Here is a 20,709-nt window from a genome sequence, read left to right on the forward strand (position 1 = left end):
TCCAACGGCGGCCCGCGGGACCTTTTCCCACGTCTCGCCTCGATGCCGGAGCCCGCTTCGATGCGAGCCCGCCTCGACGCTGGAGCCCGGCACCTGGAGCCTGGGCGGCTCAGACGCCACGTAGGGCCGCGTCGCACTCCGGGCATCGCCTGCTGCGGTGCTCGGGCGGGAACCATGGCTCTCCGGGGGCGGACGGCCGGTAGGGCTCCACTTCCATCTCGGTGGCATCGGCTCCGCAGACGGTGCGGGTGAGCGGGCGGTCCGGAGCGTCCGGGGCGGCCTCGGCGGCATGTACCCACCGGGCCCGTGCGCCGATGTCGACTTCGCGCGAGTCGATCACCTCGGTCGAGGGCTCCAGCTCCAGCAGCACGATGATTGCGTTCACGCTCTGAGCCTGCACTGACTGCCGTCGCGGCGCACCCCGGCCGGGAGCCGCCCTCGAAGCTGCGACCGGACCGTCGTGACCGGACCGTCGTGACCGGACCGTCGGTCAGTCCAGGCGGAGCGAAAAACATGTCGCCCGAGCCGGCGGCGGACCGTAGCGTCGCCCCCATGAAGCTGCTCTCGGTCAATGTCGGCAGGCCCCGCCCCAACCCGTGGAAGGGCCTGAGTGCGACGGGCATCGACAAGCGGCCCGTCGACGGTCCGGTGGCCGTTACCGCCCCCGGGCCCAAGGGCACCGGCGAGGTCGGCCTCGCCGGTGACCGGGTCTACGACCTCAAGCACCACGGCGGCGTTGACCAGGCCGTCTACGCCTATGCCCGCGAGGATCTCGACAGCTGGGGCGTCGAGCTGAGCCGACAGCTGGAGAACGGCGCCTTTGGGGAGAACCTCACGACCGTGGGCCTGGACGTCAACGGTGCGCTGATCGGCGAGCGTTGGCGGATCGGGCCCGATGTCGTCCTGGAGGTGTCGTGTGCGCGGATCCCCTGTTCGACCTTCCAGGGCTGGCTGGAGCGCGACGGTTGGATCAAGCGATTCACGCAGGCAGCAGTGCCCGGAGCGTATCTGCGGGTGATCGAGCCCGGCGACATCCGCGCGGCCGACCCGATCGAGATCGTGCACCGCCCCGACCACGACGTGACCGTCGCGCTCGTCTTCCGTGCGATGACGTTGGAGCCGGAGCTGCTGTCGCGACTGCTGGTCGCCGACGCTCTGCCGCAGGAGGAGAAGGAGCGCGCCCGCAGGCGTACCTGACGGATCTTCAGTAGCTGTTCATGCAGTTCAGAGGCCATTGTCAGACCCTGCTGCGAGACTGCGGTCATGAACGACCACGGCATCTGGGGCGGCTCCACTGACGGGGCGTTGGCACTGCTGCTGCGTACGGGGTGGACCGACGTCCTCCCCGGCTCGCTGCGGATCGACGACAGCTTGTTCGGCCGCGTCTTCTGGGCGCTCGACCTCGACGGACGGTCCGTCACCGGTTCGCTGACGGAGGTCTACGCCATCAGCGGGGCTGCCGTCCTGGCCGCCTAGCCTGCGGCAGGCGACGACCCCGCCGGCTCAAGGTCTGGAGCCGGGCCGGCATCCGGTTGGGTTGTGTAGTGATCGACTATGACGGCGAGGTCGCGCTGTCCTGGTCCGGGACGGGGCCCTCGCGGTCCCAGCCGGGGGAGTGGATGTCGAGGCTGACGTCGCCGTTGTGGACCTCCTGGCCGCAGGTGCGGCAGGTCCAGGCCGCGTCGAGGGGGTGGACGGGCTGGTCCTGGTCGTCGGCGGGCCGGTGCAGGAGGGTCACCGGAGGGTCGGGCAGCAGCCATCGGTCGCCCCAGGCGAGCAGGGACTGGGTGAGCGGAGCGAGGTCCCGGCCGGCTTCCGTGAGGTGGTACTCGTAGCGCAGCGGCCGCTCGCTGTACGGGCGGCGCTCGACCACGCCGGCCTCCTCGAGTGCGCGCAGGCGCGCGGTGAGGCGGTCCCGGGGCGCTCCGGTGTTGCGGACGATCCGGTCGAAGCGGTGGTTGCCGTAGAAGAGCTCGCGCACGGCGAGCAGCGCCCACTTCTCGCCGAGGACCTGGAGCGCCGCGGCGATGGAGCAGGGGCGTCCCGGGATGTGGTGGGCGGCGGGCGTGGTCATTCCACCAGCCTGCCACAGAGGGTTGCATTCTCAAACCCAGTAGGGCTAGCGTGCCGGGGCATGGAGATAGTAGGGATATCAAACTCACTTGCCCCGGGGTCAACCGCCGCCGCCGACCCGCCCAGTACCCGGCCGGCCCGGCGGGGCGCCTTCCTGGTCGTGGCAGCAGCGGTCTTCGTGTCCAACCTGGACCTGTTCATCGTCAACGTCGCTCTTCCGGCGATGCAGGGCCGGTTCCACGGCAGCACTCTCGCCTCGCTCTCCTGGGTCCTCAACGGCTACGCCATCGTCTTCGCCGCGCTGCTCGTGGCGGCGGGGCGGTTGGCCGACCGGATCGGCCACCGCACGGTCTTCCTCGCCGGCCTCGCGGTCTTCACCGCCGCCTCCGTGCTCTGCGCGGGCGCGCCCGGAGTGGGCTGGCTGATCGCCGCCCGGGTCGTGCAGGCCGCAGGCGCGGCCGCGCTGATGCCCACCTCGCTGGCCCTGCTGCTCGACGGGACGCCCCCGGCCCGGCGTCCCGGTGCGATCCGGGCCTGGGCCTCGATCGGCGGGATCGCCGCAGGCCTCGGTCCGGTACTCGGCGGCCTGCTGGTCGAGGCCGACTGGCGCTGGGTGTTCCTGGCCAACGTCCCGGTCGGCGTCGCCGCCCTGGCAGCGGGCGTACGCGTGCTGCCGCGCGTCCAGGGGAAGGAGGCCGGTCTGCTGCCGGACCTGTTCGGGGCGGTGCTGCTCACCGCCGCCATCGCCGCACTCGCTGTGGCACTGGTCAAGGGCGACGCCTGGGGCTGGGGTTCGGTCCGGGTAGTCGGCGGCTTCGTCGCGTCGGCGCTGCTGACGGTGTGGTTCCTGCTGCGTTCGGCGCGCCACCCGGCCCCGATCGTCGAGCTGCCGCTGCTGCGTGTGCCGACCTTCGCCGCCGCCAACGTGGCCCTGCTGCTCTTCACCGTCGCCTTCGCCGGGATGCTGCTGACCTCGGTGCTCTGGTGCCAGCAGGTGTGGGGATACTCCGCACTGCGTACCGGGCTCGCCATCGCGCCGGGCCCGCTGCTGGTCCCGCCGATCGCTCTGGGCAGCGGCTGGCTGCTGCGGCGGCTCGGCCACGGCCGTCTCGCCGCGCTCGGCACGCTGCTCTTCGCCGGCGGGATCGGCTGGTGGGCGGCGTCGATCGGCGTCGAACGCGGCTACGCCACCGAGCTGCTGCCCGGCATGCTGCTCACCGGCGTCGGCGTGGGGCTCACCCTGCCCACTCTGATCGGGGCCGCGGCGGCGGCGCTCCCGCCCGCGCGCTTCGCGACCGGTTCGGCGGTGACCACGATGGGCCGTCAGATCGGCGCTGTGATCGGGGTCGCGGTGGCGGTGAGCCTGCTCGGCACCCCGCACAGCCCGCAGGCCGCGCTGGACGCGTTCCGGCACGGCTGGGCCGCGGTGATCGCTGCCGCGCTGCTGGCCTGTGGCGCGGCGCTGCTGCTGATGGTCGCGCAGCGTCGCGAGAGCGGGGCCGGCGGGGCAGGCGGGGCGAATGGTCGCGTGAGCTGACTCCGGCCAGGCTTGGTCGGCGTGGCCGTGGCGATTCGCCGGTCCGGTTGGCACGATGGGCGCGAACGTCCCCGCCGGTCGGGCCACGACCGACGAAGTCCCGTGAAGCACAGTGAGGGTCCCGCATGACGCAGCTCCGGATCGGTGTCCTCGGCGCCGCTCGCATCGCTCCCTCCGCGCTGGTCCGGCCTGCGGCGAAGGTGCCGGAGGCCGTCGTCACCGCCGTCGCCGCCCGCGATCCCGAGCGTGCCCGGCGGTTCGCGGCCAAGCACGGCATCCCCACCGTCCACGCCGGATACCAGGAGCTGCTCGACGACAAGGACGTCGACGCCGTCTACAACCCGCTGCCCAACGCACTCCACGCGCGGTGGACGCTGAGCGCTCTCGCCGCGGGCAAGCACGTCCTGTGCGAGAAGCCGTTCACCGCCAACGCCGTCGAGGCCCGCGCGGTGGCCGATGCGGCGAGCGCCTCCGGACTGGTCGTCATGGAGGCCTTCCACTACCGCTACCACCCGATGGCGGCCCGGATGCGCGAGATCCTGGACAGCGGTGAGCTGGGTACGGTCCGCTCCGTCGAGACCGCGATGTGCTTCCCGCTGCCTGTGTTCGGTGACATCCGGTACAGCTATCCGCTGGGCGGCGGCGCGCTGATGGACGGCGGCTGCTACGCCCTGCACCTGCTGCGGCTGCTCGGCGAGGGGACCCCGGAGGTCGTCCGGGCCGTGGCGACCCGGCGCGGCCCGGACATCGACCGCGCGATGACCGCTGAGCTGCGCTTCCCCGGTGGGGCCAGCGGCCGGATCACCACCTCCCTGTGGTCCCACCGGCTGCTGGACTTCAGCGCCAGGGTGCGCGGTGACCGCGGCGAGCTCAAGATCACCAACTATCTCGCCCCGCACCTCTTCAACCGGCTCACCGTCAGGACGGCGGCCGGTACCCGGCGGGAACGGGTGCGTGGCGGCCACACCTACACCTACCAGCTGCGGGCGTTCACCGAGGCGGTGCTGCACGGCGGACCGGTGCTCACGCCCGCCGAGGACGCCGTCGTCACGATGAGTCTGATCGACGACATCTACCGGGCTGCGGGGATGCGCCCGCGCGGTGACCTCGACTGACGCCGCCCAAGGGCGTCGCCGGCTGACGGCGGCGGGGCGTCCGGCTGACGGGCCCTGGGGGTGCTCCGCGGAAGTCCTGCGAGGCTCGCGGCGTCTGGCACGGCACCTGGCCGCGTTGTCGTCGATCCCCAACCAACCACGGTTGGCTCTCTCCTCCGCCACGCCCATGCACCGCACCAGACGCCGCTCGTACCCTCGCACCACTTCCGCGGAGCACCCCTAGTCAGTTCCGGCGCGTCAACTGTCTTGACGCGGGCCTGGGCGGGCGCAAAACTCGCAGCCGAGAGAGCGCTCTCACGCCTCCCCGTCAGGGTGCCTCGATCGCTTCAAGGACACAGCTGGCGCCGGGTCCAGTCATGGACCCGGTGTCGCTCCGCCATGCCCTCCCCCACCCTCCGTCTCATCGCGCAGGAGATGCACATGAGATCCGCTCCCATCCGAGCGTCACAGCAGTCCGGGCGAACCGGGCTCTGGACCGTGCTGCTGGTGCTCGCCGCCATGCTCGCGGTGTTCCTCACCCCGCCGACGGCCGCGCACGCCGCCGACTCCCTGCTCTCGCAGGGGAAGACGGCGACCGCCTCGTCCACCGAGAACGCGGGCACGCCCGCGTCTGCAGCCGTGGACGGCAACACCGGTACCCGCTGGTCCAGCGCCTTCAGCGACCCGCAGTGGCTCGAGGTCGACCTGGGCGCCAGCGCCTCCGTCGACAAGGTCGTCCTGAACTGGGAGGCCGCGTACGGCAAGGCGTACCAGATCCAGGTCTCGGCGGACGGGACGAACTGGACCTCGATCTACTCCACCACGACGGGCGCGGGCGGCATCGAGACCCTCAGCGTCACCGGCACCGGCCGCTACGTCCGGATGTACGGCACGGCGCGCGCCACCACATACGGCTACTCGCTCTGGGAGTTCCAGGTCTACGGCACCACCGGCGGCACGGGCGGCGGTTGCGGCACCACCAACGCGGCGCAGGGCATGACGGCGACCGCCTCGTCCACCGAGAACGCGGGCACCCCCGCCTCCGCGGCCGTGGACGGCAACACCGGCACCCGCTGGTCCAGCGCCTACAGCGACCCGCAGTGGCTCCAGGTCGACCTCGGCTCGTCCGTGACGGTCTGCCAGGTCGTCCTGAACTGGGAGGCCGCGTACGGCAAGGCGTACCAGATCCAGGTCTCGGCGGACGGGACGAACTGGACCTCGATCTACTCCACCACGACGGGCGCTGGCGGCATCGAGACCCTCAACGTCACCGGCACCGGCCGCTACATCAGGATGTACGGCACGGCGCGCGCCACCGGATACGGCTACTCCCTCTGGGAGTTCACCGTGCACACCACCGGCGGCGGCACGGTCACCGGCCCGCCGACCACGGACACCCCCGACTTCGGGCCCAACGTCACCATCTTCGACCCGTCGATGTCCACGACCAGCATCCAGAGCACCCTGGACACCGTCTTCAACCAGCAGCAGACCAACCAGTTCGGCACCCAGCGCAACGCGCTGCTGTTCAAGCCCGGCAGCTACAGCGTCAGCGCCAACGTCGGCTTCAACACCCAGGTCGCCGGTCTGGGCCTGTCGCCCGACGACGTCAACATCAACGGCTATGTCACCGTCGACGCGGGCTGGTTCAACGGCAACGCCACCCAGAACTTCTGGCGCGAGGCCGAGAACTTCTCGGTCACCCCGCCGAGCGGCACCGACACCTGGGCCGTCGCCCAGGGCGCGTCGCTGCGCCGGGTGGACGTGCACGGCAACCTCAAGCTGGACCCGACCGGTGACGGCTGGGCCAGCGGCGGCTTCCTCGCCGACTCGCGGATCAGCGGAGCCGTGAACTCCGGCTCCCAGCAGCAGTGGATGTCCCGCAACAACACCTGGGGCAGCTGGAACGGCTCCGTGTGGAACATGGTCTTCGTCGGCGACACCAACGCGCCCGCGCAGAACTTCCCCAACCCCTCGCACACCGTCGTCGCGCAGACGCCGACCTCCCGCGAGAAGCCGTTCCTCTACGTGGACCAGTCGACCGGCCTGTACAAGGTCTTCGTCCCCGGCCTGCAGACCAACAGCAGCGGCGCCACCTGGATCAACGGCACCCCGGCCGGGACCTCCCTGCCGATGCACACCTTCTACGTAACCAAGCCCGGCGACACCGCTGAGACGATGAACTCCGCGCTCGCGGCGGGCGACAATCTCCTGGTCACCCCGGGCGTCTACCACCTCGACCAGACCCTCCAGGTCACCCGCCCGGACACGGTCGTGCTGGGCATGGGCCTGGCCACCCTGGTGCCGGACAACGGCGTCACCGCGATCTCCACCGCCGACGTCGACGGAGTCCGCATCGCGGGCTTCCTGATCGACGCCGGGACCACCAACTCCGCCTCCCTGGTGCAGATCGGCCCGGCCGGGGCGAGCGTCGACCACAGCGCCGACCCGACCACCGTCCAGGACCTCTACGTCCGCATCGGCGGCACCGGCGCGGTCGGCAAGGCGACCAACAGCCTGGTCATCAACAGCCGCAACACCATCGGCGACAACCTCTGGCTGTGGCGCGCCGACCACGGCAGCAACACCGGCTGGGCGGTCAACACGGCCGACACCGGGCTGCTCGTCAACGGCGACAACGTCACCATGTACGGGCTGGCGGTGGAGCACTTCCAGAAGTACGAGGTGCTCTGGAACGGCAACGGCGGACGCACCTACTTCTTCCAGAACGAGATGCCCTACGACCCGCCCAACCAGGCCGCCTGGATGAACGGAGCAAACCGCGGCTACCCCGCCTACAAGGTCGCCGACAGCGTGACCAGCCACGAGGCATGGGGCGTCGGCAGCTACTGCTACTTCAACGTCGACCCGACGGTCGTCTCGGAGCACGCCTTCGAGGTGCCCAACACGGCGGGCGTGCTGTTCCACGACCTCGCCACGGTGTCGCTCGGCGGCGTCGGCACCATCAACCACGTCATCGACAACGCCGGCGGGACGGCGAACTCCACCACCAACAACGTCTACCTCGTGTCGTATCCGTGAGTCACCGCTGAAACAGGGTCGGCGGCGTCCGGGTATAACTACCTCATGAACAGGAAGCCGCCGTCCATGGGGTCGGTCACGCTCGAGGACGTGGCCCGGGTCGCAGGTGTGTCCCGGGCCACGGTCTCTCGCGTCATCAACGGCAGTACCACCGTGGACCCGGCGCTGCGCCAGCTCGTCGAGGGCGCGGTCGCCGCCACCAACTACGTGCCCAACCGGGCCGCCCGCTCGCTGGTCACCCGGCGGACGGACTCGATCGCGCTGGTCGTCTCCGAGGCCGAGCAGCGCGCCGTGGCGGACCCCTTTCTCGGCCGGATGTTCACCGACCCGTTCTTCGGGCGGGTCGTCACCGGGGTCATGGAGGTGATCCGTCCGCGCGGCGTCCAGCTGGTGCTGATGCTCGTGGACGACGCCGCCTCCCGCACCAACCTGATCAGCTACCTTCGCCAGGGCCACGTCGACGGCGTGGTGCTGATCTGCGGCCATGCCGCGGACCCGCTGCCCGGGATGCTCGCCGAGGCCCAGGTCCCCGCCGTGCTCTCGGGCCGTCCCGGCCAGTCCACCTCGATCAGCTTCGTCGAGGCGGACCAGCGCGCGGGTGCGACCCTGGCCGTCGAGCATCTGGTCGCCACCGGGAGGCGGCGGATCGCCACCCTCTCCGGGCCGCTGGACATGGCGTCCGCACAGGAGCGCCTCGCCGGGTTCCGGGAGGCCCTGGCCGCGCACGGTCTCCCGGAGGAGGGCATGGTCGAGGGCGACTTCACCCAGGCCGGCGGCGCGGCGGCGATGCGCCGGCTGCTCGCCGAGGCCCCGGAGCTGGACGCGGTGTTCGTCGCCTCCGACCTGATGGCGCTGGGCGCGCTGCCGGTCCTCAACCGAGCGGGTCGGCGCGTCCCCGAGGACGTCGCGCTGGTCGGCTTCGACGACAGCAGCGCCGCGCTGGCCTGCGACCCCCCGCTGACCACGGTCCGGCAGCCGCTTGAGGAGATGGCGGCGCGGATGGCGCAGCTGCTGCTGCAGCAGATCGTGGAGCCCGCGGAGGCCCTGCAGTCGGCGGTGTTCCACCCGACGCTGGTTGTCCGCGAGTCGGCCTGATGTCGTAGGTTCTGGCCATGAGTATTTTCGACAAGACGGACGGCCACGGCGGCCCGGAGCCCGACACCGAGGCCAGGCTCCGGTCGATCGAGGCCAAGCTCGACGCCGTCATGGCGCACCTCGGCATCGGCACCGGGCCGTCCGACGCGGTTCCCCCGGGCGCGCTCCCGGTACCCGGCGGGTTCTCCGCTCTGGATCCGCGCGGCATGCCCGAGGTGATGGACTGGGTGCACCGGGAGAAGCTGATCCAGGCCATCAAGAGCTACCGCACCATCACCGGGGTCGGCCTGCGGGAGGCCAAGGAGGCCGTCGACAGCGTCGCCTGGGAGGTCCGTCAGCGCAGGCGGTAGGCCCGCTGCGCGGTCCGCCCGAAGATCTCTGCCTGCTCGTCGGGGCTGAGGTCGGCGGTGAGGGCGCGCGCGGTGTCCAGCACCTCGCCATAGGAGGAGCGGGCGGCGAGCAGGCAGACCGGCCAGTCGGAGCCGAACATCAGCCGGGAGGGGCCGAAGGCGTCCAGCGCGGTGTCGGTCCAGGGGCGCAGGCCCGCGACCGTCCAGGACGCCCAGTCGGCCTCGGTGACCAGGCCGGACAGCTTCGCGGTGGTGTTCGGCAGGGTGGCCAGGGCCCGCAGCTCCGTCGCCCAGGGTTCGGAGGTGCCCTCGGCGACGGGGGGTTTGCCCAGGTGGTCCAGGATGAAGCGGAGCTGCGGCAGCGCGCGGGCGGCGGCGGTCGCAGCGGGGAGCTGGTGCGGCTGCACCAGCAGGTCGTACGCCAGCCCGGCCGCCGCCACCGCGGCGAGGCCGTGCAGCACCTCGGGGCGGCAGAGCCACTGCGGGTCCGGCTCGGACTGGACCTGGTGCCGGATACCCACGAGGGCGTCCCCGCCCGGGAGTTCACGCAGCTCGGCCAGGGTGTCGGCGATGCCGGGCGCGGTGAGGTCGGTCCAACCGACGACGCCCGCGACCAGGTCGCCGGATGCCGCGAGGGCCAGGAACTCGGGCGTCTCCTCCGCGACGGTGACGGTCTGCACCAGGACGCTGCGGCCGACCCCGGCCGCCGCCGCCTGCGGGGCCAGCTCGGCGAGGGTGAAGTCGCGGCGCAGCGACGCGAGTTCCGGGCCGGTGATCCAGTCCTGGTCGCGGACGGAGAGGTCCCAGAGGTGGTGGTGCGCGTCGGTGACCTGCAGGCCGGGGGTCGCGTTCACTGGGCCGGACGCAGTCGCAGTCCGGCCATGCCGCCGTCCACGGCCAGCGCGGTGCCGGTGACGGACGCGGCCGTGGGGCCGGCCAGGTAGACGATGGCTGCGGCCACCTCCTCGGCGGTGACCAGGCGGCCGATGGGCTGGCGGGCGTCGAGGGCGGCGCGTTCGGCGGCCGGGTCGGGTGCGGCGTCGAGCAGCCGGCCGACCCACGGGGTGTCGGCCGTACCCGGGTTGACGCAGTTGACGCGGATGCCCTCGCGGATGTGGTCGGCGGCCATGGCGAGGGTGAGCGACAGCACCGCGCCCTTGCTGGCGGAGTACAGGGCGCGTTGCGGCAGCCCGGCGGTGGCGGCGATGGAGCAGGTGTTGACGATCGAGGCGTGGGCGGAGGCACGCAGGTGCGGCAGCGCCGCGCGGGTGGTGCGGACCAGGCCGAGGACGTTGACGTCCAGCACCCGGTGCCACTCCTGGTCGGCGTTGTCGGCGACGGTGCCGACAGCGCCGATGCCCGCGTTGTTGACCAGGATGTCGAGGCCGCCGAGCACGTCGATCGCCTCCGCGACGGCGGCGCGCACCGAGGCGTCGTCGGCGAGGTCGGCCCGGATACCGTGCAGGGGCTTCTCCACCGTGTCGACCGTCAGGTCGAGTACGGCGACGTCGGCGCCGTGGGCGGCCAGCAGCAGGGCGGTGGCCCGCCCGATGCCGGAGGCGCCACCGGTTACCAGGGCGCGTAGTCCGGTGAGTTCGGTCATCGGGAGGTCTCCTCGGTGGTGGTGAGGGCAGTCTGCGGGGTGTCCGGGGTGGTGACAAGTCCGCCGCCGGCGAGGGCGTCCGCCGCCCAGAACGCCCCGGTGGGGTAGGTGAACTCGGCGATGGAGCCGGGCTTCATGTCGGCGGAGAAGCCGGGGGCCAACGGTGCCAGGTAGTGGCCGCGGGAGATGCCGACCGGATGGACGAAGTGCTGGTGCAGATGGTCGACGTACTCGATGACCCGGTCGTCCGTCGTCCCGGACACCGCGACGAAGTCGAACATCGCCAGGTGCTGGACCAGCTCGCACAGGCCCACTCCGCCCGCGTGCGGGCACACCGGGACGCCGAAGCGCGCGGCGAGCAGCAGGATGGCCAGGTTCTCGTTGACCCCGCCGACCCGGGCGGCGTCGAGTTGCAGCACGTCGATGGCGCCGGCCTGGAGCAGCTGCTTGAAGATGATCCGGTTCTGGACGTGCTCGCCGGTGGCGACCTTGACCGGGGCGACTCCGGCGCGGATGGCGGCATGGCCGAGGACGTCGTCGGGACTGGTGGGCTCCTCGATCCAGTACGGGTCGAACTCGGCCAGGGCCTTGGTCCAGGCGATGGCCTCGTCCACGCCCCAGCGCTGGTTGGCGTCGATGGCCATCCGGGTCGCGGGGCCGATAGCGGCGCGGGCGGCGCGGCAGCGGCGGATGTCGTCGGCGAGGTCCGAGCCGACCTTCAGCTTGATCTGGGTGAAGCCGTCGGCGAGGGCGTCGTGGGCGAGGCGGGTGAGCTTCTCGTCGGAGTAGCCGAGCCAGCCGGGGGAGGTGGTGTAGCCGGGGTAGCCGTCCGTGCGGAGCCGCGCCTCGCGCTCCCCGCGTCCTTCGCGTGCGCCTCGCAGCAGGTCCAAGGCCTGTTCGCGGGTCAGCGCGTCCTCGATATAGCGGAAGTCGACCTGGGAGACCAGCCATTCGGGCTCGGCGTCGGCCAGGAGCTTCCACAGCGGCTTGCCGGCCCGCTTGGCGGCGAGGTCCCAGACGGCGTTGACGACGGCGCCGACGGCCATGTGCATCACCCCCTTCTCCGGTCCGAGCCAACGCAGTTGGCTGTCGCCGACGAGGGCTCGGGACAGCGCGCCGGGGTCGGCGCACAGCTCGGCCACGTCGCGGCCGACGACATGCAGGCGGAGCGCCTCGATCGCGGCGACCTGGACGTCGTTGCCGCGGCCGATGGTGAAGGTGAAGCCGTGCCCCTCCAACCCGTCGTCGGTGTCGGTGCGCAGGATCAGGTAGGCGGCCGAGTAGTCGGGGTCCGGGTTCATCGCGTCGGAGCCGTCGAGCTCACGTGACGTGGGAAACCGGATGTCGTAGGTGTCCACCCCGACGATGCGTGCGGTCGCTGCGGACAAGGGTGTTCCTCTCACCGGCGGAGACAGAGGGGAGCCAGGGACCTCACAGCAAAGGTCGGAGGGGCTGGCTTGGATGGGGAGTCTACGGATCGCCCATCCGGCGCGCAAGGCAAACATCGGATGTGTGAGCCGTGACGGAATTGAGCCAGTACGCAGTCTTGTCAGCAGGGGTAATACGGTCGTAACGTCCTGCTCGCCAGAAGTGGAACCCGGAGAGCGTGCTCTCCAGGGGGAGGGACTCCGCGCTGCAGTACTGAAGCGCTCCTTCGTTTCCTCTCATACATCGGATGTCAAGACTCGCACAGACCGGGAGTGTGAAGGTCATGAACCGCAGAGCCACCCGTACCGCAGCAGCAGTCGCATCGGTGCTCCTTGTCACCGGCCTCGCCGCCTGTAACCGCGGCAGTGCCACCACCGCAACGGCGGGCGGCTCCGCGGCGGCCAAGCCGCCGATCGGCGTCGACCTGCCGCGCTCCGACTCGGACTTCTGGAACTCCTACGCGCAGTACGTCCAGAAGGACGCGACCACCGACGGGATCAACGAGCTGCCGGTCAGCAACTCCCAGAACGACATCACCAAGCTCGTCGCCAACGTCCAGGTCTTCGAGAACACCGGCGCCAAGGCCATCGTGATGGCCCCTCAGGACACCGGGGCCGTGGCCACCACCCTGGACACCCTCGCGTCCAAGAACATCCCGGTCGTCAGCGTCGACACCAGGCCCGACAAGGGCAAGGTCTACATGGTCGTCCGCGCCGACAACCGCGCCTACGGCACCCAGGCCTGCAAGTTCCTCGGCGACCAGCTCAAGGGCAAGGGCAAGGTCGCCGAGTTCGAGGGCGACCTCACCTCCATCAACGGCCGCGACCGCTCCGAGGCGTTCGGCGCCTGCATGAAGCAGAACTACCCGGGTATCCAGGTCTTCGCGCTGCCCACCGACTGGAAGGGCGACGTCGCCTCCAGCAAGCTGCAGACCACCCTGGCCCAGAACCCCGACCTCAACGGCATCTACATGCAGGCGGGCGGCGTCTTCCTGCAGCCCACCCTCGCGCTGCTGCAGCAGAAGGGCCTGCTCAAGCCGGCCGGCACGCCCGGCCACATCACCATCATCTCCAACGACGGCATCCCGCAGGAGTTCGACGCGATCCGCAAGGGCCAGATCGACGCGACCATCTCCCAGCCGGCCGACCTGTACGCCAAGTACGCCCTCTTCTACGCGGAGGCCGCCGTCGCCGGCAAGACCTTCCAGCCCGGCCCGACCGACCACAACTCGACCATCATCCAGATCCCCAACGGACTTGAGGACCAGCTTCCCGCGCCACTGGTCACCAAGACCAACGTGGACGACAAGTCCCTTTGGGGTAACAGCGTCTCGAAGTAGCGAACGGCTGCCAGAGTCGTCGCGACTCGGAACTCGAACTCGGAACTCGAACTCGGAACGCCGAAAGGACCACCGTCGTGGCCGACACGCCACCTGCGACACCCCCCGGTACGCCCCCCGTGGTCGAGGCCCACGGGATCACCAAGCGCTTCGGCGTCACCGTCGCCCTGCGCGACGCGCAGATCGTCGTCGCGCCCGGGGAGTCCCATGCGCTGGTCGGCCGCAACGGAGCGGGAAAATCCACGCTGGTGTCGATCCTCACCGGGATGCAGCGCCCTGACACCGGCAGCCTCAGCTTCGGCGGGCAACCCGCACCCTCCTTCGGGGACACCGCAGCCTGGCGCGCCAGGGTCGCCTGCGTGTACCAGCGCTCCACCGTCATCCCGGAACTGACGGTGGCTGAGAACCTCTTCCTCGATCGGCAGAGCGAGGGCGCGTTCCGCCCGATCCGCTGGAAGCAGCTACGTCGCCGTGCCGCCGACCTGCTCGGCGAGTACGGCGTCGACGTCGACCCTGCCGCGCTGACCCGGGATCTGACGGTGGAGCAGCGCCAGTTCGTGGAGATCGCCCGGGCGCTGTCCTTCGGCGCCCGCTTCATCATCCTGGACGAGCCCACCGCCAAGCTCGACGCACGCGGCATCGAGCGCCTCTTCGCCAAGCTGCGCGAGCTCCAACGGTCCGGCGTGGCCTTCCTCTTCATCTCGCACCACCTCCCCGAGGTGTACGAGCTGTGCACCAGCGTCACCGTCTACCGCGACGCCCGCCACATCGTCACCTCGCCGGTCGCCGAGTTGGACCGGACTGCCCTGGTCGAGGCCATGACGGGGGAGAGCGAGGCACCCGACGCGACCTCGACCACGGTCGGGGCGCCCGAGGTTCACACCGGCGATGAGATCGACGACCTGCTGACCGTCGACCGTCTCAGTCTCCCCGGCGCCTACGAGGAGTTGTCGCTCTCCGTGCGCGCGGGGGAGGTCGTGGGTCTCGCCGGGGCGACGGCCAGCGGCAACGTCCAGTTCGGCGAGACCCTCGCCGGGCTGCACCGCCCCGCCGCCGGCACGGTCGCCGTCGGCGGACGGACCGTCAGGTCCGGTTCCATCCCCGGCGCGCTGGCCGCAGGCGTCGGTCTGGTCCCTGAGGACCGCCACCTGCAGGGCCTGGTCGTCGGCCGCAGCGTCGCCGAGAACGCGACCCTCACCGTGACCAGCCAGCTCGGCCCCTACGGGACCGTGCTGCCGTCCCGGATCGCCGCCTTCGCCGGGCGCATGATCAAGGACCTGGACATCAGAACGCCCGGCCCGGCCACCGCGGTCGCCGCACTCTCTGGCGGCAACCAGCAGAAGGTCGTCGTCGCCCGCGCGCTCGCCACCGACCCGCAGGTCCTGGTAGCGATCCGGCCCACCAACGGCGTGGACGTCAAGTCCAAGGAGTTCCTGCTGAGCCGCATCCGCAGGCACGCCGAGGAGGGGCGGGCGGCGCTGATCGTCTCCGACGAGCTCGACGACCTGCGCAGCTGTGACCGCGTCCTGGCGATGTTCCACGGACGCGTCGTCGGGGAGTTCAGCCCCGGCTGGAGCGACGAGCAGCTCGTCGCGGCAATGGAAGGCCTGTGATGGAAAGGGAAGCAATGCCCGGCGCGATCGACACGACGACGAGCACGACCACCACTACGACGGACGGCGCACCCGCCTCCGGCGCCGACCCGGTCGGCGCGCGTCGCGGACTGGACCTCAAGCGCTACCGCGACCTCTCGCTCGTGCCTGTGCTCCTCGTCCTCGGGATCATCGGCTTCATCGTCTCCCCGGCGTTCCTCACCTCGGCGAACCTCATCGGCGTCGCCCAGCAGTCCACCGAGCTCAGCCTGCTGGTGCTGGCCGAGGCGCTGATCCTGATCTGCGGCCGGATGGACCTGTCGCTCGAGTCCACCATCGGCGTCGCCCCCGTCATCGCGGTCTGGATGGTGCTGCCCACCCACGGCGGGCGCTTCAACGGCCTCGGGTTGTTCCCCGGCTGGACCGCCATCCCGCTCTGCCTGCTGGTCGGTGCGCTCATCGGCGGCCTCAACGGCTTCCTGATCCTCAAGCTGCGGTTGAACGGGTTCATCGTCACCCTCGGAGGACTCACCATGCTGCGCGGCCTGCAGGTAGCCCTCTCCCAGGGCCAGTCGATCGTCAACCTGCCCGGCTCCTTCACCTACCTGGGCAGCAGCTCCTGGCTGGGCGTCCCCGCCGCGATCTGGATCTGCGTCGTCCTCTTCGCCCTCGGCGGCTGCGCCCTCGCCTGGTTGCGCCACGGCCGCGCGCTCTACGCGATCGGCGGCAACGCGGAGGCCGCCCGCACGGCGGGGATCCGGGTCGACCGGATCACCTGGATCGTCCTCATCGTCGGCGGCCTGCTCGCCGCATTCGCCGGCGTCCTCTACACCGGCCACTACGGCTCCATCTCCGCCGACCAGGGCAGCGGCTGGATCTTCCAGGTCTTCGCCGCCACGGTCATCGGTGGCGTCAGCCTCAACGGTGGCCGCGGCACCCTCTTCGGCGCCCTCACCGGCGTCCTGACGCTGCAACTCGTCGTCAACGTGATGACCCTGGCCGGCGTCCCGCCGCTGTGGAACCAGTGCCTCAACGGCGCGATCATCATCATCGCCCTGATCATCTCCCGCTTCACCTCGGGCGAGAAGCAGGAGTGACGATCCGTCAGTCGGCGGTGGCGATCAGGGCTTCGAGCTTCACGTCGGGGTTGCTGCGGACGAAGCTGTTCATCTGCCACTTGTCGCCGAACAGGGCCAGTAGCACGTCGTCCGAGCGGCGGGTCAGGGCCTCACCGGTGATCAGGCGGGAGCGGTGCAGGGTCGCCGCGCCCTCCGCGTCGGTGACGCGGGCGATGTTGTAGGGGAGGTAGTCCAGGGCGATGGGGGACGAGAACTCGTGCTCCATGCGGTGCAGGACGACGTCGAACTGCATCGGGCCCACCGCCGCCAGGACCGGGGCCTGGTCGCCGCGCCGGTCGGAGACCAGGACCTGCACCACGCCTTCCTCGTCCAGCTGCGAGATGCCCTTGCGGAACTGCTTGGAGCGGCTGATGTCCTTCGGCCGGGCGACCGCGAAGTGCTCGGGGGCGAACGCGGGCAGCGCCGGGAACTCGGCCTTCTTGCCCGCGTAGAGGGTGTCGCCGACGCGCAGCGCAGTGGCGTTGATCAGGCCGACCACGTCGCCCGGGTAGGAGGTGTCGACGACGGTCCGCTCCGCGCCGAAGACGGTGTGCGCGTACTTGGTCGCGAACGAGCGGCCGCTCGCCGCCCGGGTCACGCTCATCCCGCGCTCGAACACGCCCGAGCAGACGCGGACGAAGGCGATGCGGTCGCGGTGCGCCGGGTCCATGTTCGCCTGGATCTTGAACACCAGTCCGGAGAAGTCCGTCGCGACCTCCCGCTCACCGCCCTTGGCCAGCGGGCGCGGGCCGGGCGGCGGGGCGATGTCGACGACCGCGTCCAGCAGCAGTCCCACACCGATGTTGGTCAGCGCCGCACCGAAGAAGACCGGTGAGATCTTCCCCGCACGGAACGCCTCCTCGTCCCAGCCGGGGCCGGAGGACAGCACCAGCTCCAGCTCCTCCAGGGCGGTCTGCCAGACCTCGCCCTCCTCCGCCTCCGCCTGCTCGTGGGTGAGGCGCTCCTCGACGGCCTTGTGCGTGCCGCCGGGGACGCGGGTGAAGCGCAGCATCTGCTCGGTGTCCGAAGCCTGGACCAGGCCACGGAGGTTGCCCGCGTTGCCGACCGGCCACACCACCGGCACGGGCGTGATGTCCAGCACGTTCTGGATGTCGTCCAGCAGTTCCAGGGCCTCGCGGCCACGACGGTCCCACTTGTTGATGAAGGTGATCACCGGGACGCCGCGGTGGCGGCACACGGAGAACAGCTTGCGGGTCTGCTCCTCCAGCCCCTTTGCCGCGTCCACCAGCATGATCGCGCAGTCGACGGCGGCGAGGACCCGGTAGGTGTCCTCGGAGAAGTCGGCGTGGCCGGGGGTGTCGACCAGGTTCATCACGTGGTCGCGGTGCCCGAACTGCAGCGCGGCGGAGGTGACCGAGATGCCGCGTTCGCGCTCCAGCTCCATCCAGTCGCTGGTCACGCCCCGCCGTCCGCTCTTGCCGTGCACGGCGCCGGCCGAGGTGATCGCCTGCGCGTGCAGTGCCAGGGCCTCGGTGAGCGTGGACTTGCCGGCGTCCGGGTGGCTGATCACGGCGAAGGTGCGACGCCGCCCGGCCTCGCTGAGTACCTGCGTTGCGGTGGCGGGCTGGTCGGAGCTCACGTGAATTCCTCGGTCCTGGAGCAAGCGGGTGAACGAACCACCTTAACGCACTGCGGGCAGGTGCCAGACACCTAAGGGGCGCGGGGAACTGCGCTGCCAGCGATGCACCTTCGTAGATGGTTGGCAGCGCACGCCGTTGATCAAGCAGAGCCCCGCGCCCCTATAGGTTGTAGGCGGTTGCCCTCTGACTAGAAGATCACCAAGGAGCGTCCGCCGCGCCCCGCGGCCATCCGCTCGAACGCCGCCGGGATCTCGTCCAGGGTGATCCGGTCGGTGATCAGCGACTCCAGGTCGAGCCGCCCCGCGCGCACGTGCTCGGCCAGCACCGGGAGGTCCCGGACCGGGTCGCTGTTGCCGTAGACGCAGGCCGTGAGCGTTCGGGCGAAGTGGAAGACCTCCAGCGCGGAGAAAGACACCATGTCCTCCTTGCCTCCGATGCCGACCACGGTGGTCCGCCCGCCGCGGCGGGTCGCGGACCAGGCGGCGCGGATGGTGCTGCCCCGGCCCACGCACTCGAACGCGTGGTCCGCGCCGTGGCCGCCGGTGAGCTTGCGGACGGCCTTGGCCGTCTGCTCGTCGGCGACCAGGAAGTCCGTCGCGCCGTGGCGGCGGGCGAGCTCCTCCTTCTCGGGGGTGACGTCCACCGCGATGATCGGGGACGCGCCGGCGATCCGGGCGGACTGCAGCACGGCCAGGCCGACGCCGCCGAGCCCGTAGACCACCACGGACTCGCCCGCGCGGACCTTCGCCGCGTTGTGGACCGCGCCGTAGCCGGTGAGCACGGCGCAGCCGAGCAGCGCGGCGGAGGTGAGCGGGACGCCTTCGGGGAGGGGGATCAGCGCGCGCTCGCTGACGACCGTCTCCTCGGCGAACGCGGCGACGCCCAGGCCGGGGTAGAGCTCGGTGCCGTCCGCCAGCGAGGCGTAGGTCTCGACCGAGGCGGCGTACTGGTTCTCGCACAGCCACGGCTCGCCGAGGCCGCAGAGGTGGCAGTGGCCGCAGGCCGGGGCCCAGTTGAGGACGACGCGGTCGCCGGGGCGCACGGTGCTGAGGCCCTCGCCGACGGACACGACGGTGCCCGCACCCTCGTGTCCAAGGACCACCGGGGTGGCCGCGCGCAACACGCCGGTCGTCATCGACAGGTCGGAGTGGCAGACGCCGGCGGCGGCCAGCTTCACCCGCACCCGGCCGGGGCCGGGTTCGGGCAGCTCGATCTCGGTGAGCTCCAGGGGTGCGCCCAGGGCTGGGAGCAGGGCGGCGCGGACCATGGTGAACCTCTTGCTTCGCAGTGGGGGCCGGGGATCGGGGGTCAGAACTGCAGTGACTTGGGCTGGAGGAACTCCTCCAGGCCGTGCCGCCCCAACTCGCGGCCGACGCCCGAGCCCTTGTAGCCGCCGAACGGGGCGAGGGGGTTGAAGCGGCCGCCGTTGATGTCGATCTGACCGGCGTCCATGCCGCGCGCGAACGCGGCGGCGGTCTCGTTGTCGGCGGCCCAGACGCCGCCCGCGAGGCCGTAGTCGGTGCCGTTGGCGATCTCCAGGGCATGCGCCTCGTCGCGGTAGGCGATGATCGACAGGACCGGGCCGAAGATCTCCTCCTGGGCGACGGTCGCGTCCGGGGTGACGTCGGCGAGGACGGTCGGGCGGACGTAGAAGCCGACCGGCAGGCCCTCGGGGGCCTCGGGGCCTCCGGCGACGACGCGGGCGCCCTCGCCCACGGCGGTCTCGATGTAGCGGCGCACGCGGTCGCGCTGCCTGGCGTTGACGACGGGGCCGAGGCGGGTCTCGGCGGCGGTCGGGTCACCGGGCACGTACTTGGCGGCGGCCTTGGCGGCGATGGCCACCGCCTCCTCGTACTGGTCCTGGTGGACCAGCAGCCGGGTCCAGGCGCTGCAGGTCTGGCCGGAGTTGGCGAAGACGTTGCCGACGTTGACGTTGACGGCGCGGCCCAGGTCGGCGCCGGGGAGGACGACGTTGGCGGACTTGCCGCCGAGCTCCAGGGCGACGCGCTTGATGCCGCCGCCGGCCGTCTCCGCGATGCTGCGGCCGACGGCGGTGGAGCCGGTGAACGAGACCAGGTCCACGTCGGGGTGCGCGGCCAGGGCCGCGCCCGCGACCGCGCCGATGCCGGTGACCAGGTTGAACACGCCGGCGGGGAAGCCCGCCTCATGGACGATCTGCGCGAACAGCCGGGCGACCAGCGGGGTGTCCTCGGCGGGCTTGAGGACCACGGTGCAGCCGGCGGCGATGGCGGGGACGACCTTCGCGACGATCTGGTGCAGCGGGTAGTTCCACGGTGTGATCGCGGCGACGACCCCGGCGGGCTCGGCGTAGACGATGGAGTTGCCGACCTGCTCGCTGAACTCGTACTCGGCGAGGATGTTCAGGTAGGAGTGGGCGACCCCCAGGGGCAGGGCGGCCTGGACGGAGGTGGCGAAGCCGATCGGGCAGCCGAGTTCGGCGACGACGGTCTCGGCGATCTCGGCCTGGCGGGCGGCGAGACCGTCCCGCAGCCGGGTGAGGTGGTCCAGGCGGAGCTCGGGGGTGGTCGCGCCCCAGCTGCGGGCGGCGGCGCGGGCGGCGGCGACGGCCGCGTCGACGTCCTCCCGGGTGCCGGCCGGGACGGATGCGATGACCTGCTCGGTCGCCGGGTTCAGTACCGGGACGGACTCGGTCCCGAGGGAGGGCCGCCACTCGCCGCCGATGTACTGATCTCCATGCTGCTGCACCAGGTGGTCCTTCCGTCGCGGCTGCGCTGCCGACCTTAACTAGCGATGCTAGTTAATGCCGCGGGGCGCGCCCGACGCAAGGGGCGAGGGCAGTGCCGCGCGTCACGGCA

The 20,709-nt window shown here is 71.3% G+C and carries 18 protein-coding genes; 10 read left to right on the plus strand and 8 right to left on the minus strand.

The features are described from left to right. Positions 1-109: 109 nt before the first annotated feature. On the minus strand, positions 110-385 hold the full coding sequence (locus ABIA33_RS07700) for a hypothetical protein (protein ID WP_370078547.1): 276 nt from the start codon (positions 383-385) through the stop codon (positions 110-112). Between the two features lie 167 nt (positions 386-552). Between ABIA33_RS07700 and ABIA33_RS07705 the strand changes: the two genes are divergently transcribed. Further along, on the plus strand, positions 553-1,197 hold the full coding sequence (locus ABIA33_RS07705; protein WP_370078549.1) for an MOSC domain-containing protein: 645 nt from the start codon (positions 553-555) through the stop codon (positions 1,195-1,197). Positions 1,198-1,263: 66 nt separating this feature from the next. Continuing rightward, positions 1,264-1,476: a hypothetical protein gene (locus tag ABIA33_RS07710; protein ID WP_370078551.1), complete on the plus strand. Its 213-nt coding sequence runs from the start codon at positions 1,264-1,266 to the stop codon at positions 1,474-1,476. A 76-nt stretch (positions 1,477-1,552) separates the two neighbouring features. Here ABIA33_RS07710 and ABIA33_RS07715 read toward each other — a convergent pair whose 3' ends face one another. After that, positions 1,553-2,074 carry a winged helix-turn-helix transcriptional regulator gene (locus ABIA33_RS07715; RefSeq protein WP_370078553.1) on the minus strand — a complete coding sequence of 174 codons (522 nt, stop codon included), beginning with the start codon at positions 2,072-2,074 and terminating at the stop codon, positions 1,553-1,555. A 60-nt stretch (positions 2,075-2,134) separates the two neighbouring features. On the opposite strand from ABIA33_RS07715, the gene ABIA33_RS07720 reads away from it, so the two are divergent. From ABIA33_RS07720 to ABIA33_RS07740, 5 genes are all read left to right on the plus strand, one after another. Beyond that, positions 2,135-3,610, plus strand: coding sequence for an MFS transporter (locus ABIA33_RS07720; RefSeq protein ID WP_370078555.1), 1,476 nt, complete (start codon positions 2,135-2,137; stop codon positions 3,608-3,610). Between the two features lie 125 nt (positions 3,611-3,735). After that, complete coding sequence (locus tag ABIA33_RS07725) at positions 3,736-4,725, plus strand: Gfo/Idh/MocA family protein (protein ID WP_370078557.1); 990 nt, start codon at positions 3,736-3,738, stop codon at positions 4,723-4,725. Between the two features lie 420 nt (positions 4,726-5,145). Then, positions 5,146-7,746 carry a discoidin domain-containing protein gene (locus tag ABIA33_RS07730; protein WP_370078559.1) on the plus strand — a complete coding sequence of 867 codons (2,601 nt, stop codon included), beginning with the start codon at positions 5,146-5,148 and terminating at the stop codon, positions 7,744-7,746. A 45-nt stretch (positions 7,747-7,791) separates the two neighbouring features. Continuing rightward, positions 7,792-8,841 carry a LacI family DNA-binding transcriptional regulator gene (locus ABIA33_RS07735; RefSeq protein ID WP_370078561.1) on the plus strand — a complete coding sequence of 350 codons (1,050 nt, stop codon included), beginning with the start codon at positions 7,792-7,794 and terminating at the stop codon, positions 8,839-8,841. 17 nt (positions 8,842-8,858) lie between these two features. After that, positions 8,859-9,191 carry a ribosomal protein L7/L12 gene (locus ABIA33_RS07740; protein WP_370078563.1) on the plus strand — a complete coding sequence of 111 codons (333 nt, stop codon included), beginning with the start codon at positions 8,859-8,861 and terminating at the stop codon, positions 9,189-9,191. Here ABIA33_RS07740 and ABIA33_RS07745 read toward each other — a convergent pair. The 3 genes from ABIA33_RS07745 to ABIA33_RS07755 are packed head-to-tail and all read right to left on the minus strand — an operon-like array spanning position 9,176 to position 12,182. Next, positions 9,176-10,045: an amidohydrolase gene (locus ABIA33_RS07745; RefSeq protein ID WP_370078565.1), complete on the minus strand. Its 870-nt coding sequence runs from the start codon at positions 10,043-10,045 to the stop codon at positions 9,176-9,178. The two genes, ABIA33_RS07740 and ABIA33_RS07745, sit on opposite strands and share 16 nt — an antisense overlap. After that, entirely contained in the window at positions 10,042-10,794 is a 753-nt protein-coding gene (locus tag ABIA33_RS07750; protein WP_370078567.1) for an SDR family NAD(P)-dependent oxidoreductase, read from the minus strand. The genes ABIA33_RS07745 and ABIA33_RS07750 overlap by 4 nt, the downstream gene beginning before the upstream one ends. After that, positions 10,791-12,182: an enolase C-terminal domain-like protein gene (locus ABIA33_RS07755; protein WP_370078569.1), complete on the minus strand. Its 1,392-nt coding sequence runs from the start codon at positions 12,180-12,182 to the stop codon at positions 10,791-10,793. Before ABIA33_RS07755 ends, ABIA33_RS07750 begins: the two co-directional genes overlap by 4 nt. 323 nt (positions 12,183-12,505) lie before the next feature. On the opposite strand from ABIA33_RS07755, the gene ABIA33_RS07760 reads away from it, so the two are divergent. The 3 genes from ABIA33_RS07760 to ABIA33_RS07770 all read left to right on the plus strand — a co-directional run bounded on the left by ABIA33_RS07760 (position 12,506) and on the right by ABIA33_RS07770 (position 16,250). Then, positions 12,506-13,561 carry a sugar ABC transporter substrate-binding protein gene (locus ABIA33_RS07760; RefSeq protein WP_370078571.1) on the plus strand — a complete coding sequence of 352 codons (1,056 nt, stop codon included), beginning with the start codon at positions 12,506-12,508 and terminating at the stop codon, positions 13,559-13,561. A 77-nt stretch (positions 13,562-13,638) separates the two neighbouring features. Beyond that, on the plus strand, positions 13,639-15,174 hold the full coding sequence (locus ABIA33_RS07765) for a sugar ABC transporter ATP-binding protein (protein ID WP_370078573.1): 1,536 nt from the start codon (positions 13,639-13,641) through the stop codon (positions 15,172-15,174). Continuing rightward, a complete protein-coding gene (locus ABIA33_RS07770) occupies positions 15,174-16,250 on the plus strand; it encodes an ABC transporter permease (protein WP_370078575.1) in 1,077 nt (358 codons plus the stop codon). Before ABIA33_RS07765 ends, ABIA33_RS07770 begins: the two co-directional genes overlap by 1 nt. A gap of 7 nt (positions 16,251-16,257) precedes the next feature. Here ABIA33_RS07770 and ABIA33_RS07775 read toward each other — a convergent pair whose 3' ends face one another. The 3 genes from ABIA33_RS07775 to ABIA33_RS07785 form a co-directional block, all read right to left on the minus strand. Then, positions 16,258-17,871 (minus strand): peptide chain release factor 3, encoded by a 1,614-nt coding sequence (locus ABIA33_RS07775; RefSeq protein WP_370078577.1) that lies wholly within the window; start codon positions 17,869-17,871, stop codon positions 16,258-16,260. Positions 17,872-18,059: 188 nt separating this feature from the next. Beyond that, positions 18,060-19,139: a Zn-dependent alcohol dehydrogenase gene (locus ABIA33_RS07780; RefSeq protein ID WP_370078579.1), complete on the minus strand. Its 1,080-nt coding sequence runs from the start codon at positions 19,137-19,139 to the stop codon at positions 18,060-18,062. A gap of 41 nt (positions 19,140-19,180) precedes the next feature. Then, positions 19,181-20,599: an aldehyde dehydrogenase family protein gene (locus tag ABIA33_RS07785; protein ID WP_370078581.1), complete on the minus strand. Its 1,419-nt coding sequence runs from the start codon at positions 20,597-20,599 to the stop codon at positions 19,181-19,183. Between the last annotated feature and the right edge of the window lie 110 nt (positions 20,600-20,709).

It is taken from the genome of Streptacidiphilus sp. MAP12-16, from assembly GCF_041262165.1.
Taxonomy (GTDB): Bacteria; Actinomycetota; Actinomycetes; order Streptomycetales; family Streptomycetaceae; genus Streptacidiphilus.

Coding starts and splice junctions, on each gene's coding strand:
- ABIA33_RS07705 (WP_370078549.1), top strand. CDS start 553: ATGAAGCTGCTCTCGGTCAATGTCGGCAGGCCCCGCCCCAACCCGTGG.
- ABIA33_RS07710 (WP_370078551.1), top strand. CDS start 1,264: ATGAACGACCACGGCATCTGGGGCGGCTCCACTGACGGGGCGTTGGCA.
- ABIA33_RS07715 (WP_370078553.1), bottom strand. CDS start 2,074: ATGACCACGCCCGCCGCCCACCACATCCCGGGACGCCCCTGCTCCATC.
- ABIA33_RS07720 (WP_370078555.1), top strand. CDS start 2,135: ATGGAGATAGTAGGGATATCAAACTCACTTGCCCCGGGGTCAACCGCC.
- ABIA33_RS07725 (WP_370078557.1), top strand. CDS start 3,736: ATGACGCAGCTCCGGATCGGTGTCCTCGGCGCCGCTCGCATCGCTCCC.
- ABIA33_RS07730 (WP_370078559.1), top strand. CDS start 5,146: ATGAGATCCGCTCCCATCCGAGCGTCACAGCAGTCCGGGCGAACCGGG.
- ABIA33_RS07735 (WP_370078561.1), top strand. CDS start 7,792: ATGAACAGGAAGCCGCCGTCCATGGGGTCGGTCACGCTCGAGGACGTG.
- ABIA33_RS07740 (WP_370078563.1), top strand. CDS start 8,859: ATGAGTATTTTCGACAAGACGGACGGCCACGGCGGCCCGGAGCCCGAC.
- ABIA33_RS07750 (WP_370078567.1), bottom strand. CDS start 10,794: ATGACCGAACTCACCGGACTACGCGCCCTGGTAACCGGTGGCGCCTCC.
- ABIA33_RS07760 (WP_370078571.1), top strand. CDS start 12,506: ATGAACCGCAGAGCCACCCGTACCGCAGCAGCAGTCGCATCGGTGCTC.
- ABIA33_RS07770 (WP_370078575.1), top strand. CDS start 15,174: ATGGAAAGGGAAGCAATGCCCGGCGCGATCGACACGACGACGAGCACG.
- ABIA33_RS07780 (WP_370078579.1), bottom strand. CDS start 19,139: ATGGTCCGCGCCGCCCTGCTCCCAGCCCTGGGCGCACCCCTGGAGCTC.